Below are 19,846 nucleotides of genomic sequence, written 5' to 3' on the forward strand. Positions count from 1 at the left end.
CTGTCGAGGTGCTCATCGATCTTCATACCCACTCGACGGCGTCCGACGGTACCGACAGCCCGGCCGAGCTGGTCCGTGCAGCATCGGCGGCGGGACTGTCGGTGGTGGCGCTGACCGACCACGACACCACGTCGGGCTGGGACGAAGCGGCTGCGGCCGTTCCTACCGGTCTGACCCTCGTGCGCGGTATGGAACTCTCCTGCACCGGACGAGGTGAGGACGGCGAGCCGGTTCCTGTGCACCTGCTCGCGTACCTCTTCGATCCCGAGAACGAAGCGTTCGCGGCGGAGCGCGCGCGTCTGCGCGGCGAACGGGTGACGAGGTTGCGAGCCATTGCCGAGAAGATGGCGGCCGACGGTTTGCCGATCGATCCCGACGCAGTGTTGGCCTCGGCCGGGGCCGCAGCCGGGCGTCCCCATCTCGGCCGTGCACTGATCGACGCCGGCTACGTCCCGGACATGAACGCCGCGTTCGCCGGGCCGTTGGCGACCGACGGCAAGTACTACGTGGAGAAGGTGGACACTCCGCTCGAGGCCGCGGTACAGATGATCACGGCAGCAGGCGGGGTGAGCGTGCTCGCGCATGCTCGGGCCCGCGCGCGCGGTCGCATCCTGGACCTGAACCAGATTCGAGAACTGACGCCCTTGGGGTTGGGCGGAGTCGAGGTCCATCACATGGACCATTCGCCGCAGGACACTGCGGTCATGGCCGATCTCGCCGCCGAACTGGACCTGATCGTCACGGGCTCCTCGGATTACCACGGGACCAACAAGACGGTGCAACTCGGCGAACACACCACCGCCCCGGAGCACTACGACCGAATAGTCGCGGCGGCTCGCTCATGACCTTCGATGTGACGCTCTACCTGACGGTGCTCATCACCCTGTTCGTCATCATGGATCCGCCGGGCGCTATCCCGGTGTTCCTGTCCCTGGTGGGCCGCAAGAGCAAGGAAGCTCGCAACAAGGCCGCGTGGCAGGCACCCGCCGTCTCGTTGACCGTCATCTCGGTGTTCGCCATCGGCGGTCAGGCGATCCTGAGCTACCTGCACATCGGCATTCCCGCTCTGCAGGGCGCGGGCGGATTACTGCTCCTGCTCATCGCTCTGTCGTTGCTCACCGGCAAGGGTGCGGGCGGGGACTCCGCGGCGGAGGACGTCAACGTGGCCCTCGTGCCGCTCGGAACTCCGCTGATGGCAGGTCCCGGCGCCATCGCCGCAGTGATCGTCTACGTCAGCCAGGCCGACGGTGATGCGAGCTCCTTGCTGGCGATTGCGCTGGGCATCATCACCATTCACGTGCTGTTCTTCCTGGTCCTGCGATTCTCGACAGTGTTGATCCGTCTGCTCGGCGAAGGTGGCATCTCGCTGCTGGCGCGCATCGCAGGTTTGCTGCTTGCCGCCATCGCGGTGCAGTTGATCGCGGATTCGGTTCGCGGATTCGTGGCCGGCGGATGAGCGGGGCCGGAGCGGGAGCGGGGCTCCGCTTCCTGCGCGGGTTCAGTGGTGTCGTCACCGCCGGACTGGTGGTGCTCGCGATCGGTGTGGCCGTCACTCAGTATCTCGGGCACTCCCGCGGCTTCCCGGGGCCCGGGGCTCTGTCCGTCGCTGCACACATCGCCGCCGCCGTGGTGGCCGTCGTCGCCCAGCGCATCGCAGATCATCGGCGTGGCTTCTCCGCGTTCGCCGGTGCGCTTGTCGTCTTCGTCGTCACGGCCCTCGTGCTGTGGACGCAATGGTGGCAGTGAGGACACTTCTGACTCTGTGGTCAGGTAGCTGGGCCGTGTGGCACACTGGGGCCACCGATCGGGCTACAGCCCGTCGCTGACCGTGTCGGCACACCCGCCGCACCTGCGAGACACGCTTTCGGCAGTTTGCAGCCAGCACTGGCGCACTCCGAGCACTCTCGATTCCCAGAACCACTCACTTCGTCGACACGCGTCGCCTTGCTGGTCGAGGTCGACAGTGCAAGGAGCTTTCACCGTGACGGCAGTCGAAGACACCACAGCACCGAACTCGGCAACGGCAGTGCCGGCCGCGATCACCGACGAGGAGATCTTCGCCGGCCATCTTGGCGGAAAGCTGTCGGTCGAGTTGGCCGCGCCGCTCGAGACCCAACGGGATCTGTCCATCGCCTACACCCCCGGCGTAGCCCAGGTCAGCCGCGCCATCGCGGCCGATCCGTCGCTCGCCAAGCGCTACACCTGGACCGATCGCCTCGTCGCCGTCATTTCCGACGGTTCCGCAGTGCTCGGCCTGGGCGACATCGGTCCTCGCGCATCGTTGCCGGTGATGGAGGGCAAGGCAGCACTGTTCAAGAAGTTCGCGGGCCTCGACTCCATCCCGATCGTTCTCGACACCAACGACGTCGACGAGATTGTCGAGACGATCGTGCGGCTGCGGCACAGTTTCGGTGCCGTGAACCTCGAAGACATCTCGGCCCCGCGCTGCTTCGAGATCGAGCGACGCGTCGTCGACGCGCTCGAGTGCCCGGTCATGCACGACGACCAGCACGGCACCGCCATCGTCGTGTTGGCCGCGCTCAACGGGGCCGCGAAGGTCCAGGGCCGCAGTACCGCTGAACTGAAGGTCGTGATTTCCGGAGCCGGTGCAGCAGGCGTGGCGTGTGCCAACATGCTCCTCCTGGCCGGCATCCGGGACGTGATCGTGCTGGACTCGAAGGGGATCGTCTCCGCTGATCGCCAGGACCTCACCAGCGTGAAGACCGATCTCGCGGCGCGCACCAACCCCCGTGGGCTGTCCGGCGGAGCGGGCGACGCCCTGGCCGGTGCAGATGTGTTCCTGGGTCTGTCCGCGGGCAAGGTAGACGAGGCCTACATCGCCTCCATGGCCCCGGAGGCCATCGTGTTCGCGCTGTCGAACCCCGATCCCGAGATCCACCCGGAGGTGGCGAGAAAGTATGCCGCCATCGTCGCGACCGGACGTAGCGATTTCCCGAACCAGATCAACAATGTTCTCGCCTTCCCCGGTGTGTTCAAGGGCGCGCTCGACGCGGGTGCCCGCCGCATCACCGAAGGCATGAAGCTCGCCGCTGCCGAGGCAATCCTCTCGGTTCTCGGCGACGAGTTGGCTGCGGACAAGATCGTGCCCAGCCCACTCGATCCTCGTGTCGCCCCGGCCGTTGCGGACGCAGTAGCGGCAGCAGCGCGAGCCGAGGGCGTCGCGTAGGAAAACGGAAGAAACACCGGCGAACCCAGCCCCACCCGGGCCAGCGGTTCGCCGGTGTCTTTCGTTCGAAGGCTTCTTCGCTCTGGTCGGTCAGACCTTCGCCAGTCCGGTCGGCATCCGCCGCAGCCGGCCGGTTCCCGGAACCGATGTCCAGACCGCGAGAGCGAGCAGACCGTCGACGACGAGAGTCAGCACGGCTACCAGAATTGCGCCGACCAGCACCCGTTGGTAGTCGTACAGCGCCAGGCCGTCGAAGATATAGCGGCCGAGTCCGCCTAGGTTGACGTAGGCGGCGATCGTCGCAGTGGCGATGATCTGGAGAGTGGTGTTGCGCAGCCCGCCGAGGATCAGGGGGAGTGCGTTCGGAATCTCGACCCGAAGCAACACCTGGGTTTCCGTCATGCCCATTGCACGGGCGGCGTCGACCACGTTCGCGTCGACGTTGGCGATGCCGGAATACGTTCCGGCCAGTAGCGGCGGAATGCCAAGTAGCACCAGCGCGATGATCGGCGGCACCAGCCCCAACCCGATCACCAGAACCAGGAACACCAGGATGCCGAGGGTGGGCAGCGAACGTAATGCGTTGACGAGGCCCACGATCACGGCTTCACCGCGTCGTAGATGGCCGATCAACAAGCCGATGGGTATGGCAATCGCTGCCGAGACCAGTACTGCCAACAGGCTGTACCACATGTGCTCGATCAGTCGTGCGCCGATTCCCGTTGGGCCGGACCAGTTTCCGCCGTCGAATATGTACGAGAACGCCTCGGAGAACAGATTCATGCGCGTGCCTTCTTCTTCGACGAGCCCGTGCCGAGGCGAGTCCACGGGGTGAGTCGACGACCCAGCAAGAACAGGGCTGCGTCGAACACCAACGCCAGGAACACGATCGAGATGATGCCCGCGAATATCTGGTCGGGATAGTCACGCTGGTAGCCCTGCGTGAACAGTTGACCGAGGCCGCCGATACCGATCACCGAGCCCACCGAGACCAGCGAGATGTTCGTGACCGCGACCACCCTGATGTTGGCGATGAGTACCGGAAGTGCCAGGGGCAGTTCGACGGTCACTGCTCGTCGCAGTGTCGAGTAGCCCATTGCCTCGGCGGAATCGACCACGGCGAACGGCACCGAGTCGAGTGCCTCGGGTACAGCGCGCACCAGCAGTGCCGTCGAGTAGACGGCCAGAGCGATTACCACGTTCAGCGGATCGAGAACGGGGAGACCGATCACTGCCGGGATGGTGACGAACAGTGCCAGCGACGGGAGGGTGAACGCAATACTGGCCACCGTCAACGTGATTCGACGAACCCAGCGGGTGTTGCGAATGACGGTGCCCAGCGGGATGGCGATCAGCAATCCGACGCACAGCGGAACGAGCGACAGATACAGGTGTGTCTTCGTGTAGCCGAGTACGACATCGAAATTGTCGAACAGCCAGGTCACCGGTCTGCGTCCCCAGCCGTGCGGAAGTGGTGCCTATTGCGCTCCGCGTCTTCCGACTTGCGTTGTACGGCAAGGTTTTCGAGTATCTCCGCGCCGTCGACACTGCCGACGGCCGCCCCGGACGAATCGACCGCGACGCCGATGCCCGACGGCGACGAGATCGCGGAGTCGAGTGCCTGCCGCAGATCACCGCCCTCGAGGAACAACGACCCACCTGCCGCTGTGCTGTCGTCGATGCTCCGACCGTCGCGCACTTTCTCGACGCCTGTTGCATCGATCCATCCGAACGGACGTCGTTGCGAATCGACCACCAGAACCCACTGACCCTGGTCGAGCCGAAGACCGCTCACCTCGTCCTGCGTGGCCGTCTCGATCGGGTGCATCGTCACCGATTGCGCCGAGCGGAACTGCAGACCTCGGTAACCGCGGTCGCGACCGACGAAACCGGCCACGAACGGCGTGGCAGGTGCCGCGAGGACGGTCTCGGGCTTGTCGTACTGCTGCAGGCGGCCCTGTGGCCCGAAGACCGCGATGTGATCACCGAGCCGCACGGCCTCGTCGATGTCATGGGTGACGAAGACGATCGTCTTCTTCAGATCGGCCTGCAGGCGCAGCATCTCCGTCTGCAGTTCCTCGCGAACCACCGGATCCACCGCGCTGAAGGGCTCGTCCATCAACAGGATGGGCGGGTCGGCGGCCAGCGCTCGCGCCACGCCCACCCGCTGTTGCTGCCCACCGGACAGTTGCGCCGGATACCGCGAGGCGAACGCCGGGTCCAGCCCGACACGTTCGAGGACGTCGAGTGCCGCCGTGCGCGCCGCGCGACGAGATTGGCCGTTGAGCACGGGCACAGTGGCGACGTTGTCCACGACAGTGCGATGCGGAAGCAACCCGGCACTCTGAATGACGTAGCCGATTCCTCGGCGCAATTTCACGGCATCGGTGTCGGCGATGTTGCGACCGTCCACGGTGATCACGCCCGAGGTGGGTGTGATCATGCGGTTGATCATCCGCATCGAGGTGGTTTTGCCGCAGCCGGACGGCCCCACGAACACGGTGAACGAGTGTGGCTCGATCACCAGGTCCAAGGAGTCGACCGCCGTGGTGCCGTCCGGATAGGTCTTGTTGACGTGCTCGAAGGTGATCATCAGCTGACCGGCTGGTCCAGACCCTTCTCCTTGACCCAATCCGCCGCTGCTGCCGCGGGTTCGACCTTCTCGTCACCGGACACTCGCGTGTTCAGCGCAATCAGTTCCTCGGTGGTGATCTGCGCCGACACGGCGTCCAGCACCTGAGTGAGCTTGTCCGACTGCTTGGACGTGCGCAGCACCGGAATGATGTTCTGCGCGGCGAAGTTGTTCTCCGGATCCTCGAGCACGACGAGATCGTTCTGTGCGATCGAGGGCGCGGTGGTGAAGATGTCCGCGGCGACGACCTGACCGGAAACCAGCGCCTCGACTGTGGCCGGGCCGCCCCCGTCGGAGATCGGGATGTAGTTGCCGGGCGAGATGTCCAGACCGTACTTGTCGCGCAGACCGGGCAGGCCGCCGGTGCGTTCCTGGAATTCCGGGGTACCGGCAAAGGTCACCTCGGAGGAAAACGGAGCGAGGTCGCCGATAGTGGTGAGGTTGCGCTCGGTGGCTGTCTGGCGAGTGACGACGACGGCATCCTTGTCCTCGCCGGGGGCCTGCGCCGTCACGGCAAGGTCGTCGCCCAGTGCCGCAGGCAGGGCCGCGAGGACGTCCTCGGAGGACGTGGCCGTCGCGGACTCGTCCAAGTACTGCAGAAGGTTGCCGGTGTAATCGGGGATCATGTCGATCGACCCGTCCCGCACGGCGGGAATGTAGGCCTCACGGCTACCGATGTTGAGCTTGGTGCTCACCTCGAAGCCATTGGCGCGCAGAGCCTCGGCGTAAATGTTCGCCACGGTCTCGGACTCGGGGAAGTTGGCCGAACCGACGATGATGGAGTTGGTGTCGCTGTTGCTCTCGCCGCCGCCGCTCGAGAGCGGATCCGAATTGCCGCCGCAGGCGGTCAGGGCGGTGACCGAGAGGGTCAACGCGGCAACGGCCGCCACTGTCCTCGGAGCGGAGAACGCACGCGTGAGTCGGGAGGTGGTCATGGTGTCCTTCCATCGGTTCGGGCACAGTCCTACCCATCTCCGCCGATCGGCCCCGGGGGCATCGGCAGAACCAGGACTCGGGCTGCTCGGGATGGTAGTCGAAATAGCCGTGCCCATAAGGTTGGTTCGACTACCGTCTCGTTCGCACTAGTGCCCCGCGGTCGGGATCGGTAAACCACACGGGCAATGAACAGGAGAAAATACAGTGCGCTCGTCGGTTCTGGCCACGGCTGTGGTGGTGTCGATCGCCGGACTCCTCGGCGGCTGCAGTGCCGTGACCGAGCCTGCTACCGGTCCTGTCGTCGTCGGATCCGGCAGTTCGGACATGTCCCGGTTGCTCGCGCAGATCTATGCCGGTGGCTTGCGGTCGACGGGAGCGGACGTCGAGGTGAAGGAAAACCTGGGCGACCGTGCCGACTATCTCGGAGCGCTGGACCGCGGTGAGGTGACGATGGTTCCCGACCTGACCGGAGAGCTGTTGCGCACCTACGACACTCTTGCCGCGGCAACCGAGGCCGAGGACGTCTATACGGATTTGAACCGCTCGCTGCCCGCCGGACTGTCGGTGGGGGACTACGCGACGGCCGAGGATCGAATCGCCATTGCCGTGGCGTCGGGTGGCGAATCGGGCGAGGAGACGGTGACGGATTTCCTGGGTCGTGAGGAAAGAACGGTGGGTATCGTCGACGGCCAGGTCGATCCGATGGACGTCTTTGCGCAGGGTATGAGGAGTCCCACGTTCACGGGGGCGTCGTTCACCGATGTGACCCCGTACGCCGATGCGCAGGCCGCCTTCGACGGGGTGAGTGCCGGGGAGGTCGACGTGCTGGCGATTCGTACCGCATCGTTCGGCCCGCTGGCCAAGGATCTGACAACCCTGCCCGACGACGATCACGTCTATCCGGCGCAGAACGTCGTTCCGCTCTACCGCAACGGAGTGATCGGCGAGAGTGCCTCGAGGTCGTTCTCGGTGGTGGCGGGGGAGCTGACGACAGCGGACCTCGCCGACATGATCGGCGAGGTCCGCAGTGGTGCTTCGTCAGGCGATGTCGCTGGCCGCTGGCTCGGTGAGCACAACCTGTGAGCCGTCGTTCGTCGAGGCCCTGACCTTGCGGCCCAGATACGCGCCCATGTGCTGGACGGCCTGAGCTGCCTCCCGCAGAATCGACGCCTGCAGATGAGCAACGTGCCAGAGCTTCTTGTACTCGACGTGTTCGAGTTCTGCTCCGGACAGGCGCAGCTTGTCCGCGAACGCGGTGATCTGTGCGTACAGGACCTCGTCGGTGCCGACGTGCATGACGATCGGCGGCAGGCCGTCCAGGTTTCCCAAGAGCGGCGCGAAGCCCTGATCCAGCGGATCGCCCGCACCCAGGTAGGCGTCGGCCGAGCTGTAGGACCAGCCGGTGTTGACCACCAGATCGCGGTCCTTGGGAGCGTCCCGAGAACCGGGATCGACCCACGGCGAGATCAACCCGAGGGCGGCCGGGCTCATTCCGTCGTCCACCAGACGACGGGCGGTAGCCACCGTCAGACCGCCGCCGGCCGAATCGCCCGCGATGGCGATGCGATCGGCGGTGAAACCGTGTGATCGGACCAGCTCACGGAACGCGGCCACGGCATCGTCGAGGGCGGCCGGGTACGGGTTTTCCGGGGCCAACCGATAATCGAGCACGTAGACGGCACTCGCCGATTCCCGGGCCAGGTGCGCGGCCAAGGAGCGGTGCGTGTTGATCGATCCGATCGTGTATGCGCCGCCGTGCAGATACAGAATCGCGGTGTCGCGTTCGGTCGCACCGACGGTGACCCGCTCGGCTTTGCGGCCCGCGAGCGTCATCTTCTGCGCGACGGTTCCGTGCGGAAGCGTCTGCGCCGGAGCCGCGGCCTCGAGCAAGCGGCGCTGCATCCGAAACGACAACCGTGGGTTGAGGGCGGCTCGGTAGAACGGCTTCAGCGCTGCCGCAACGATGGGCAGGGGAACGTAGAAAGATTTCATGGTCGGTGCTCGCCTACTTCTTCGTTCGCGGCAGCGCGCGCTTGGACACTGCGGCGATCAGGCCCTGGTAGCGCGAACCGGTGATGCGCTGCAGCAGATCCAGGGCAATGGCGTCGGAGCCGATGAGTACTCGGCCCTTGCCCTTCTCCACGCCCTTGAGGATCGTTTTGGCCGCATCGATCGGGGTGGCCTTGGCGAGCTTGGTATCGAAGAACTTGGCGAAATCGGCCTGGTCGTAGTTCTCCGCGACGGTCGCGTTGCGGGCGATTGCGGTCTTGATGCCACCGGGGTGCACCACGGTCACCTTCACCGGAGCCTTGGAGATCAGCATCTCGATGCGCAGGGATTCGCTGAACCCGCGAACGGCGAACTTCGCCGCGTTGTACGCCGACTGTGAAGGGATGGCCAGCAGGCCGAAGAGGCTGGAAATGTTGATGATGTGGCCGTCGCCGGAGGCCTGGATGTGCGGTAGGAAAGCCTTGGTGCCGTTGACAACTCCCCAGAAATCGACGTCGACGATGCGCTCGATGTCCTTGAACGAGGACTTGTCGACGTCGCCGTGGTACGCAATACCGGCGTTGTTGTAGATCTGATTGACCTTGCCGAAATGCGCAACGACGGCCTCGGCGTAGTCCAGCACGGTCTCGCGCTGGGAGACATCCAAGAAATCCGACTTGACCTCGGCACCCAATGCTTCGACGCGTCGGACCGTCTCGTCGAGTCCGGCGGTGTCGACGTCGGACAGTGCCAACTTCGCTCCTCGCCCGGCCAGCTCGAGAGCCAGTGCCCGGCCGATGCCCGAACCCGCGCCGGTGACGACGGCTACCTTGCCAGTGAATGTGCTCATCGAGCGGCCACCTTGTCTGTGTTGTTGCCCGCGGTCTTCGCCGAGGTTCCGGAAGTGATGTCTGCGTTGGCGACGCTACGGTACGCATCGAGATCGAACTGCTTGGTGATTCTGCGGAACTCGAAAGTGAAGCCCGGCCACAGTGTCGTGTTGTTGCCGTGCTTGTCGAGGTACCAGCTTGCGCAGCCGCCGTTCATCCACACACTCTTGGACAGCTGGTCCTGCAGGGTCACGTTGTACTCGTCCTGCACGTCCTTGCGCACCTCGATCACGCCGATGTCGTGCTTGTCGATGGTGTTCAACGCGTCGACCAGGTAGTTGATCTGCGATTCGATCATGAAGACCATCGAGGTGTGCCCGAGGCCCGTGTTGGGGCCCACCAGGAAGAACATGTTGGGGAAGTTCGCGACGGCCGCGCCCTTGTAGCCCTGCTGGCCACCGTCTTCGAAGGTGTCGGCCAGTGTGCGACCGTCCTTGCCGACGATGCCTTTGTAGGCAGGCGAATCGGTGACGTGGAAGCCGGTGGCGACGACGAGTGCGTCGATCGGCCGCTCGGTGCCGTCCTTGGTCACGATGGATCCTTTGCGGACCTCCGCGATGCCGTCGGTGACGAGATCGACGTTGCTTTGGGCAAGAGCGGGGTAGTACGCGTTCGAGATCAGCATGCGCTTGCAGCCGATACGGAAGTTCGGCGTCACCTTCGCGCGCAGCGCCTTGTCCTTGATCTGGGTACGCAGGTGATTCTCCGCCGCCCACTGCAGGGGCTTCATGAACGCCTGCGCCTTGGCCAGTCCGACGACCTGAGTCTCACGCATCGCGTAGATGCCGGCGCGAGAGAGGCGCTGGAAGCCGGGCACGTGCTTGAAGGCGAAGCGCTCGAGCTTGGTGTACGGGCGATCGGCGCGGGGAAGGATCCACGGTGCCGTGCGCTGATACACGTCGAGGTGCTCCACCTGGCCCGCGATGGCGGGCACGATCTGGATTGCCGACGCGCCGGTGCCGATGACGGCGACGCGCTTGCCTGCGAGCGACACGTCGTGATTCCACTGCGCCGAGTGGAAGACGTCACCCTCGAAGTCGTGAATGCCCTTGATGTCGGGCAGGTTCGGCTCGCACAGTGCACCGACGGCCGAGACGACGATCTTCGCGGTGTAGTTGCCCGAGGTGGTCTCGATGTCCCAGCGGTTGGACTCGGCGTTCCAGCGAGCCGAGGTCACGTCCGTGCCGAACACGTGCTTGTCCATGACGCCGTACTTGCGCGCCACCCCGGCGATGTACTTCTGGATCTCGGGCTGCGTGGAGAACGACCGGGTCCAGTCCGGATTCAGCGCGAACGAGTACGAGTACAGGTGCGACGGCACGTCGCAGGCGGCACCGGGGTAGGTGTTGTCGCGCCAGGTGCCGCCGACGTCGTGGCCGCGTTCGATGACGACGAAGTCCTTCTTGCCTGCCTTCGTCAGCTTGATTGCGGCACCGAGGCCGGCGAATCCGCTGCCGATGATCAGCGTATCGACGTGACGCGGCGTCGTTGCACGGTCCGAAGTGTCTGTTACGGGAAGACTCATGTAGGGGAGCGTAGAAGCTTATTGAGTGTGAGTCAATAGTTATTGACTAATATTCAGTAGGGTGGTTGCATGGCGATCGTGAACAGCCCTGGCGCGACGACGAAGAGGACCAGACTCAGTCCCGAGCAACGCCGAGCTCAGCTGATCGAGCTCGGCACCGAGATGCTCGCCGACCGGCCACTCGAACAGATCTCCGTCGAGGACATCGCAGACCAAGCAGGAGTTTCGCGAGGCCTACTGTTCCACTATTTTTCGTCGAAGCAGGAGTTTCACCTCGAAATCGTTCGCGAGGCCTCCCGATCGATGATCGAACGCACCGCACCTGACCCCGGCCTCGAACCCTTCGAGATTCTCCGCGACTCCATCGCCAACTACGTCGACTACGTCACCGAGAAGCGCGACACCTTCATCTCCCTGCTCCGGGGCACCGCGAGCGGAGACCCTCTGATGCGCGAGGTGTTCGAGCAGACCCGCACCACCATGGCCGAGCGCACCCTCGTCCAACTCGCCAACCTCGACATGGAGGTGACCCCCACCATCGACCTCGCCGTCCGTGGCTGGATCGCTTTCGTGGAGGAAGCAACCATCACCTGGCTGCGGGATCCCCACATCAGTCGTGACGAACTCATCGACCTCAATGTCAACGCTCTGCCTGCCGTCGCCCTGGCGCCGAGCATGATCTCCGCAATCCTGGGTGGCGACACGGACGCCTGATCGCGTCCCGCACGCCCCTGCTGCATGCCCCCCGTTGGACCATCCCCGGTTTGGACCGTCCCCGGTTTGGATCAATGTCCCTTTCTTGCAGTCTGACTGACTGAATCTCGCATTCATCCAGTCTGCCGCCGTGGCCCCAGCCGGATGAATGCGCCTTTGTTGCAGTCTGACCGACTGAATCTCACATTGATCCCAAACCCGGGGCCCAGGAACGACAACAGCGGCCCACTTCCGAAGAAGTGGGCCGCTGCTGTTACCGAACGTGTCTAGCCTTCGCCGACTGCGTTGAAGGCCTCGTCGATGATTTCGAGTTGCTCGACGGCGTGCACCTTGCTCGAGCCCGACGACGGTGCGGACATCGCGCGACGGGAGATGCGCTTGATGCCGACCAGCTTCTCGGGCATGAGCTCGGGCAGTGCGAGACCGAAGAACGGCCACGCACCCTGGTTCGCAGGCTCTTCCTGAACCCAACGGAATTCCGTTGCGTTCGGGTAGCTCTCGAGTGCTTCCCGGATCCGACGGACCGGCACGGGGTACAGCTGCTCGACGCGGACGATCGCGACGTCTTCGCGGTTGTCCTTCTGCTTGCGAGCGAGGAGCTCGTAGTAGAGCTTGCCGCTGACCATCAGCACTCGCTTGACCGCGCTGCGGTCGCCGGTGCCGGTGTCGTAGGTGGGCTCGTCGAACACCGAGTGGAACTTGCCGTCGGTGAAGTCCTCGATGTTGCTCACTGCTGCCTTGTTGCGCAGCATCGATTTCGGGGTGAAGACGATGAGCGGGCGACGAATGCCGTCGCGCGCGTGCCTGCGCAGCAGGTGGAAGTAGTTCGCGGGGGTCGAGGGGAGTGCGACGGTCATCGAGCCCTCGGCGCACAGCGTCAGGAAGCGTTCGATGCGTCCGGACGTGTGGTCGGGACCCTGGCCCTCGTGGCCGTGCGGCAGCAGCAGCACGACGTCGGAGAGCTGACCCCACTTGGCTTCACCGGACGAGATGAACTCGTCGATGATGGACTGAGCGCCGTTGACGAAGTCGCCGAACTGCGCTTCCCACATCACCAGTGCGTCCGGGTTGCCCACGGAGTAGCCGTACTCGAAGCCGACGGCTGCGAACTCGCTCAATGCAGAGTCGTAGACCATGAATTTGCCGGGGTTGTCGCTGCCGATGTTCTGCAGCGGCGTGTATTCGGCACCGGTCTTGCGGTCGATGATCACCGAGTGTCGCTGGGTGAACGTGCCACGGCGGGTGTCCTGGCCGGAGAAGCGGATATTGCGTCCCTCGTCCACCAGCGATCCGAGTGCCAGCAGTTCGCCGAAGGCCCAGTCGACCTTGCCCTCGTGCGCCATTTCACGACGCTTCTCGAGCACCGGCTTCACGCGCGGGTGCACGTTGAATCCGTCGGGAACGTCGAGGTGCGCATCGCCGATGCGGTGCAGAACAGCTTTGTCGACGGCCGTGGTGAGCTTGGCCGGCAACTGCTGGTCGAGCTCGACCGATTCGCTGGGTTCCGGGGTGTACTTCTCGAGTTCGCGCACTTCGTTGAAGACGCGTTCGAGCTGGCCCTGGTAGTCGCGAAGTGCATCCTCGGCTTCCTTGAGCGAGATGTCTCCACGGCCGATGAGCGATTCGGTGTAGCTCTTGCGGACGCTGCGCTTGGTGTCGATCACGTCGTACATCGCCGGCTGGGTCATCGAGGGGTCGTCGCCCTCGTTGTGACCGCGACGGCGGTAGCAGATCATGTCGATGACGACGTCCTTGTGGAACTTCTGACGGAAGTCCACGGCCAGCTGAGCAACCCAGGCACAGGCCTCGGGGTCGTCGCCGTTGACGTGGAAGATCGGCGCAGCGATCATCTTGGCCACATCGGTGCAGTACTCGGACGAACGCGAGAACTCCGGTGACGTGGTGAAGCCGACCTGGTTGTTGACGACGATGTGCACTGTTCCGCCGGTGCGGTAGCCCCGCAGATCGGACAGGTTCAGTGTCTCGGCGACGACGCCCTGGCCGGCGAATGCGGCATCTCCGTGGAGCATCAGCGGCAGGACGGAGTAGCCACCCTGGCCGGTGCCCTTGTCCAGCAGGTCCTGCTTGGCGCGGACGAGGCCTTCGAGAACAGGGTCGACGGCTTCGAGGTGCGACGGGTTCGCGGTGAGCGAGACCTTGATGTCGTTGTCCCCGAACATCTGGATGTACGTGCCCTCGGCACCGAGGTGGTACTTCACGTCGCCGGAGCCGTGTGCGGCAGCCGGGTTCATGTTGCCCTCGAACTCGGTGAAGATCTTCGAGTACGGCTTGCCGACGATGTTGGCGAGCACATTGAGGCGGCCACGGTGAGGCATGCCGATGACGACCTCGTCGAGGGCGTACTCGGCACTCTGATCGATGACGGAGTCCATCATCGGAATGACCGCTTCCGCGCCTTCGAGCGAGAAGCGCTTCTGCCCGACGTACTTGGTCTGCAGGAACGTCTCGAACGCCTCGGCCGCGTTGAGCTTGCTCAGGATGTACTTCTGTTGCGCCACAGTCGGTTTGACGTGTTTTGCCTCGACACGCTCCTGCAGCCACGAAACCTGCTCGGTCTCGAGGATGTGGGTGTACTCGACGCCGACGTGGCGGCAGTACGAGTCGCGCAGCACGCTGAGGACGTCGCGCAGCTTCATCTTGTCCCGGCCGTGGAATCCGCCGACCTTGAACTCGCGGTCGAGGTCCCACAGCGTCAGGTCGTGGCTGATCACGTCGAGGTCCGGATGCATCCGGAACTTGTCCTTGGTGAACTGCAACGGGTCGGTGTCCGCCATCAGGTGACCGCGGTTGCGGTACGCCGCGATGAGCTCGAGCACGCGGGTGTTCTTGTCGACCGTGCCCTCGGGCAGATCCTTGCGCCAGCGGATGGGCTCGTACGGAATCTTGAGCGAATGGAACAGCTCGTCGTAGAACTCGTCGCTGATCAGCAGGTTGTGGATCGTCTTGAGGAAGTCACCCGACTCCGCACCTTGAATGATGCGGTGGTCGTACGTAGAGGTGAGCGTCATGAGCTTGCCGACGCCGAACTCGGCGAGACGCTCGTCGCTGGCACCCTGGAACTCTGCCGGGTACTCCATTGCTCCGGCACCGATGATGGCACCCTGGCCGTTCATCAGACGCGGCACCGAGTGCACGGTTCCGATTCCGCCGGGGTTGGTCAGCGAGATGGTGACGCCCTGGAAGTCCTCACCGGTGAGCTTGCCGTCGCGGGCGCGCCGGACGATGTCCTCGTACGCGTTGTAGAACTGCGTGAACGTGAAGTCCTGCGTGTTCTTGATGGCGGCGACGACGAGCGAGCGGTTGCCGTCCTTGCCGGGCAGGTCGATCGCGAGGCCGAGATTGATTGCAGCCGGAGTGACGGCGTTCGGCTTGCCGTCGACCTCGGCGAAGTGGCGGTTCATGTTCGGGAACGCCTTGACGGCTTGCACGATGGCGTAGCCGAGCAGGTGAGTGAACGAGATCTTGCCGCCGCGCGTGCGGGCGAGGTGATTGTTGATGACGAGACGGTTGTCCACCATCAACTTCGCCGGAATCGCACGCACACTGGTTGCGGTCGGAATCTGCAACGAGGCCGACATGTTCTTCGCTACCGCTGCTGCTGCGCCGCGCAGGATCTTGCTCGACTCTTCACCGAATTCGGCTGCTGCCGGGGCCGATTTTGCGGGAGCGGACTTCTTCTCGGCCGGCTTTGCCGCGGCGGCCGGCTTCGCAGGCTCGGCCTTGGGAGCGGCGGCTTTCGGGGCAGCCTTGGGAGCTGCGGCCTTCTGAGCGTCGGCTTTGGGAGCGGTGTCCTTCTGCGGAGCCGAGGCGGCAGGCTTGGCAGGAGGCGCGGGTGCTGCGGGGGGAGCGGACTTTGCCGAACTACCGTTCGAGGCTGCGCCGTTGCCGTTACCGGACGCACCGTTGGAGCTGCCGGCGGTCTCGTCGGTCACGGCCTCGGGGTCGTAACCGCTGAGGAACTCGTGCCAGCTTGCGTCGACGGAAGCAGGGTCTTGCTTGAATCGCTGGTACATCTCGTCGACCAGCCATTGATTTTGTCCGAATTGGGTAGTAGAGCTGCTGCTCACGGCAGTAGTTCGCCTCGTTTCTGTCTTCGTTCCCGTTCAGCGCGCGTACGACTCCAGGCTAGACCTTTGGTCCAGCTCACGTGCGCCCGGGACGTAGCTGTGATATGTACTCACCGGTAACCATCGGCCTCGTTGCCGATGGCTCCTTGGACTATCGAATTATTCCCCCGGTTCGTTTCCGCCGCAGTCCACAACCGAGCGTAGAAACCGCCCCGGTCGCGAAGTTCCGAATGGCGTCCGGTCTCCACGATACGTCCGCCGTCCACCACGACGATCAGATCTGCCCGTGCTGCGGTCGCCAAACGGTGCGCGACCACCACTGCGGTGCGGGTGCGAACGACCGCATCGCTGGCTGCGAGGACGGTGCGTTCGGTGGCCGGATCGAGCGTGGCGGTCGCCTCGTCGAGGAGAAGCAGATCGGGGTCGACCAGTTCGGCCCGTGCCAGCGCGATCAGTTGTCGTTGGCCTGCGGAAAGCCCCTGACCGCGCTCTCCGACGGGTTGGTTCATACCGCCGCGAAGTGCAGCGATGGTGGTCAGGGCACCCACCGAGCGAGCCGCGTTCTCGATGTCGGCGCGGCTGGCGTCGGGTCTGCCGTAGGCGATGTTCGATGCCACGGTTCCGGTGAACAGGTGCGCTTCCTGCGGTACGACGCCCAGTCGTTGTCGATAATCGGAGAGTCGATAGTCGCGCAGGTCGTTGCCCCCGACGCGCACCGATCCTGAGGTCGGATCGTAGAAGCGGGCCAGCAGTTTCACCACGGTGGATTTGCCCGCGCCGGTTCGCCCGACCAATGCGACGGTGGTGCCGGCCGGGATGGTGAGAGATACCTCACTCAGTGCATTCGAGTGAGCTCCGGCATAGCGAAACCCGACGTCGACGAGGGCGATGTCGGCGCGGAGGCGACCGCCGGGAAGTGCGGTCGTATTCGCGGTCGTGGCGGTTTCGATCGAACTCGGGGTGCGCAGCAGATCGCCGATGCGTCCGACGCCGACGCGGGCCTGCTGGTAACCGTCGAACACCTGTGAGAGCTGCTGAATCGGTCCGAAGAGCAGTCCGAGATACAGGACGAACGCCACGAGGGTGCCCGCGGTAGTGGTGCCGGTCGCGATCTGATGAGCACCGACGAACACGACGACGGCGAGGGCGATGTCGGACAGCAACGTGATGAGCGGGAAGAACACCGAGATCGCCGTCTGCGAGCGCATGCGGCTGGTCCGGTACCTGTCCGAGCGTTCGGCGAACCGGGATGCGGCGTACTCCTCGCGCCGGTAGGCCTGTGCAGCGCGCAGGCCCGTGACGTTTTCCTGGAAATCGGCGTTGACGATCGAGATGCGCTCGCGGGACGTCGAGTACGCCGCCGACGAGATCCTGCGGAAGAGGATGGTGGCCACGGCGAGGGGCGGTACGACCGCCAACGCCACCAGGCCGAGTGTGAGGTCGGTGACGAGCAGGGCGGCCGCGATACCGACGACGGTCAACACGCTCACCACAGCGGTCGATGCTCCGGTCTGAATGAACGACGACAGTGCATCGACGTCGGTGGTCATCCGAGTCATGATGCGGCCCGAGAGCTCACGCTCGTAGTAGTCCAGGCCGAGCCGCTGAATGTGTGCGTAGCTACGCACACGAAGACCGAAGAGCACTCGCTCACCTGCACGCGCGGTGATGACCGTCGTCCAACAGACGACGAACCAACTCGCCGCTGCCAGCAGAACGCCGATCGACGTGGCGATCCACAGCGTGTTCGAGTCTCCGCGCGCCACTCCGCTGTCGACCGCGTAGCGAACGAGCGAGGGAAAGGCGATGGAGGCCAACGAGTCGAGTGCGAGCAGCACGACGACGGCGGCGAGCAACATTCGGACCGGGCCGAGCAATCTGGACAATCGGAATCCGGGGTCGGGTCGGCGGAGATCGGATCCCGACGCGTCCGGGTCCTCGGTGGCCGGCGGCAGGGCCGCGACGGCCGCGGCAATGGCGGGTGTCGGTGCCAGTGAGCCGAACGCCCCCGCCATTGCAGTTCCGTGCCCCCCGCCGCCACCGGGCGCTGCCACGTTGCCGGTCCCGGCCGACGACTCCGGCGCGGTCTCGGGCCACAGCGTCTCGGTAGAGGGCTCCTCGATCGGGTGCTGGGCCGGCTCGGTGTCCGGTTCGTCGTCGCCACCGGCCAGAAGAGTCCGGAACAACGGGCAGCGCCGGTCCAGTTCGTCGACCGTCCCGGTGTCGATGATGCGGCCGTTGTCGAGCACGGCGACACGGTCGGCCAGTGTCAGGGTCGAACGGCGATGCGCGAGAACGAGGGTCGCGCGCGTCCGGATGCCACGCAACGCGTCGAATATCGCGGCTTCGGTTTCGGCGTCGACGGCGGATGTGGCGTCGTCGAGAATCAGAATGCGCGGTTCGACGAGCAGGGCGCGTGCCAGGGCGATGCGCTGGCGTTGACCTCCGGAGAGGGTCAGTCCGCGTTCGCCGACGAGGCTGTCGTATCCCTCGGGCAATGCCTCGATGAAGGTGGAGGCCTGCGCCAGGCGCGCCGCGCGCTCGATGTCCTCCGAAGTGGCGTCAGGCCTGCCGAGGGCGATATTGGCGGCGATGGTGTCGGAGAACAGGAACGGTTCGTCGAACACCAGTGACACCGCCTCGCGCAGTGACGCGGAGTCCAGGTCGTCGATATCGATCGCAGTACCGTCCGACGTCAGCGCGATCTGTCCCGCGGAGGGTCGGTAGAAGCGGGGGAGCAGCAGTGCGAGCGCGGTTTTCCCGGAGCCCGCATGTCCGACCACGGCAACGGTTTCCCCGGGGGAGATGGTCAGGCTCAGATCGGCGAGCACGTCCCTCTCGGATTCGAAACCGAACGTCACCTCGCGAATGTGAACCCCGAGAGGTCCGTCGGGCAAGGGAAGAGGCTGTGCAGGTTCCGGGTCGGACGGTTCGGTGTCGACCACCTCGTAGACGCGTTCGACGGCCGCGCGGGAGAGTTGCGCCATGATCACCACGGACGAGACGGTCCTGGTGACGGCGGACAGCGTGGCGACGTAGGTCGCGAAGGCCAGGAACGTGCCGATGGTGATGTGGCCCTGCAGCGCGAGGTATCCGCCGAGAGCGATGACGCCGACGAGACCGAGCTGCGGAATGGTGGCCATCGTCGGCGCGAACCGCGAGTTGATCTTCGCCGACCTCATGCGCTCGGCGAACAGCGTGCGGCCGAGGGCTTCGATGCGATCGACGGCGCGGGCTTCCTGGCCGAAGCCCTTGACCACTCGAACGCCGGTGACGGTCTCTTCGACGTGTTGCGCAAGATCGGCGGCACGTTGTTGAGCCGACCAGGTGGCGGCGAAGAGCGTCGGCCGTATTCGGTACACGACGATGCTGACCGCGGGAACGATGAGGACCGCGACGACGGTGAGCAACGGCGAGAGATACGCCATCACCACCAGCGCGAGGACGAACTGCAGTATCGCTCCGGCCGAGAGCGGCACCATGGCCAAGAGGCCCTGGACGAGTTGTAGGTCGGTGATCGATCGCGACACGACCTGGCCGGTCCGGATCTCGTCCTGTTTGCGGCCGTCGAGCCGCTGCAACGACGCGAGTAGATCCAGACGTAAGTCGTGCTGAACGTCGATCGAGAGCCTGCCGGCGAGCATGCGTCTACCGAACTGGCAGGCGAATCGCACCAGACCCAGCAGACCGATGGCGACGGCGACCGTGAGAATCACGTCGCTCTTGCCTGCGGTCGCGTCGTCGATCGCCACTCTGGTGAGCAGCGGGAACGAGATGTCGATGACCGCGGCGATCATCGTGACACCCAGCGCGCCCAGCGCCGTCCGACGGTGCAGCATGCATTGCGCTGTCAGACGTCGGATCCAGCCGCGCGGGGTGCGCGAC

At 64.9% G+C, this 19,846-nt stretch carries 15 protein-coding genes; 6 read left to right on the top strand and 9 right to left on the bottom strand.

The genetic code is table 11. From position 1 onward, the window contains the following. Positions 1 to 8: 8 nt before the first annotated feature. The 4 genes from ASG84_RS02395 to ASG84_RS02415 all read left to right on the top strand — a co-directional run bounded on the left by ASG84_RS02395 (position 9) and on the right by ASG84_RS02415 (position 3,187). Positions 9 to 845 carry a PHP domain-containing protein gene (locus tag ASG84_RS02395; protein WP_057475396.1) on the top strand — a complete coding sequence of 279 codons (837 nt, stop codon included), beginning with the start codon at positions 9 to 11 and terminating at the stop codon, positions 843 to 845. Next, entirely contained in the window at positions 842 to 1,456 is a 615-nt protein-coding gene (locus ASG84_RS02400; protein ID WP_057475397.1) for a MarC family protein, read from the top strand. The genes ASG84_RS02395 and ASG84_RS02400 overlap by 4 nt, the downstream gene beginning before the upstream one ends. After that, positions 1,453 to 1,746 (top strand): hypothetical protein, encoded by a 294-nt coding sequence (locus ASG84_RS02405; RefSeq protein ID WP_057475398.1) that lies wholly within the window; start codon positions 1,453 to 1,455, stop codon positions 1,744 to 1,746. The genes ASG84_RS02400 and ASG84_RS02405 overlap by 4 nt, the downstream gene beginning before the upstream one ends. A gap of 235 nt (positions 1,747 to 1,981) precedes the next feature. Further along, positions 1,982 to 3,187 carry an NAD(P)-dependent malic enzyme gene (locus ASG84_RS02415; RefSeq protein ID WP_082520751.1) on the top strand — a complete coding sequence of 402 codons (1,206 nt, stop codon included), beginning with the start codon at positions 1,982 to 1,984 and terminating at the stop codon, positions 3,185 to 3,187. 90 nt (positions 3,188 to 3,277) lie between these two features. Here ASG84_RS02415 and ASG84_RS02420 read toward each other — a convergent pair whose 3' ends face one another. From ASG84_RS02420 to ASG84_RS02435, 4 genes are read right to left on the bottom strand one after another with little or no spacing between them, the layout of a single operon-like run. Beyond that, on the bottom strand, positions 3,278 to 3,970 hold the full coding sequence (locus ASG84_RS02420; protein ID WP_057475401.1) for an ABC transporter permease: 693 nt from the start codon (positions 3,968 to 3,970) through the stop codon (positions 3,278 to 3,280). Then, positions 3,967 to 4,632, bottom strand: coding sequence for an ABC transporter permease (locus ASG84_RS02425; protein WP_057475402.1), 666 nt, complete (start codon positions 4,630 to 4,632; stop codon positions 3,967 to 3,969). The genes ASG84_RS02420 and ASG84_RS02425 overlap by 4 nt, the downstream gene beginning before the upstream one ends. Then, a complete protein-coding gene (locus tag ASG84_RS02430) occupies positions 4,629 to 5,780 on the bottom strand; it encodes an ABC transporter ATP-binding protein (RefSeq protein WP_057475403.1) in 1,152 nt (383 codons plus the stop codon). Before ASG84_RS02430 ends, ASG84_RS02425 begins: the two co-directional genes overlap by 4 nt. Then, on the bottom strand, positions 5,780 to 6,754 hold the full coding sequence (locus ASG84_RS02435; RefSeq protein WP_057475404.1) for an ABC transporter substrate-binding protein: 975 nt from the start codon (positions 6,752 to 6,754) through the stop codon (positions 5,780 to 5,782). Before ASG84_RS02435 ends, ASG84_RS02430 begins: the two co-directional genes overlap by 1 nt. Positions 6,755 to 6,959: 205 nt before the next feature. Between ASG84_RS02435 and ASG84_RS02440 the strand changes: the two genes are divergently transcribed. Then, positions 6,960 to 7,838, top strand: a complete 879-nt coding sequence (locus ASG84_RS02440) for a glycine betaine ABC transporter substrate-binding protein (RefSeq protein WP_057475405.1) — start codon at positions 6,960 to 6,962, stop codon at positions 7,836 to 7,838. Here ASG84_RS02440 and ASG84_RS02445 read toward each other — a convergent pair. Genes ASG84_RS02445 through ASG84_RS02455 form a run of 3 tightly spaced genes read right to left on the bottom strand, consistent with a single transcriptional unit; the run spans position 7,794 to position 11,159 of the window. Next, positions 7,794 to 8,747: an alpha/beta hydrolase gene (locus ASG84_RS02445; protein WP_057475406.1), complete on the bottom strand. Its 954-nt coding sequence runs from the start codon at positions 8,745 to 8,747 to the stop codon at positions 7,794 to 7,796. The genes ASG84_RS02440 and ASG84_RS02445 overlap by 45 nt on opposite strands. Before the next feature lie 13 nt (positions 8,748 to 8,760). Further along, complete coding sequence (locus ASG84_RS02450; protein ID WP_057475407.1) at positions 8,761 to 9,594, bottom strand: SDR family NAD(P)-dependent oxidoreductase; 834 nt, start codon at positions 9,592 to 9,594, stop codon at positions 8,761 to 8,763. Further along, the gene (locus tag ASG84_RS02455; protein ID WP_057475408.1) at positions 9,591 to 11,159 is read right to left on the bottom strand and encodes a flavin-containing monooxygenase; all 1,569 of its coding nucleotides are present in this window, start codon (positions 11,157 to 11,159) and stop codon (positions 9,591 to 9,593) included. The genes ASG84_RS02450 and ASG84_RS02455 overlap by 4 nt, the downstream gene beginning before the upstream one ends. 69 nt (positions 11,160 to 11,228) lie before the next feature. Here ASG84_RS02455 and ASG84_RS02460 point away from each other — a divergent pair, with 69 nt between their 5' ends. Next, positions 11,229 to 11,873 (top strand): TetR/AcrR family transcriptional regulator, encoded by a 645-nt coding sequence (locus tag ASG84_RS02460; protein WP_057475409.1) that lies wholly within the window; start codon positions 11,229 to 11,231, stop codon positions 11,871 to 11,873. Between the two features lie 266 nt (positions 11,874 to 12,139). Here ASG84_RS02460 and ASG84_RS02465 read toward each other — a convergent pair whose 3' ends face one another. Both ASG84_RS02465 and ASG84_RS02470 read right to left on the bottom strand, forming a co-directional pair. Beyond that, entirely contained in the window at positions 12,140 to 15,961 is a 3,822-nt protein-coding gene (locus ASG84_RS02465; RefSeq protein ID WP_082520733.1) for a multifunctional oxoglutarate decarboxylase/oxoglutarate dehydrogenase thiamine pyrophosphate-binding subunit/dihydrolipoyllysine-residue succinyltransferase subunit, read from the bottom strand. Positions 15,962 to 16,071: 110 nt separating this feature from the next. Next, positions 16,072 to 19,800, bottom strand: a complete 3,729-nt coding sequence (locus tag ASG84_RS02470; protein WP_235581509.1) for an ABC transporter ATP-binding protein — start codon at positions 19,798 to 19,800, stop codon at positions 16,072 to 16,074. Positions 19,801 to 19,846 lie beyond the last annotated feature (46 nt).

Source organism: Rhodococcus sp. Leaf278, assembly GCF_001426085.1.
Lineage (GTDB): Bacteria > Actinomycetota > Actinomycetes > Mycobacteriales > Mycobacteriaceae > Rhodococcoides.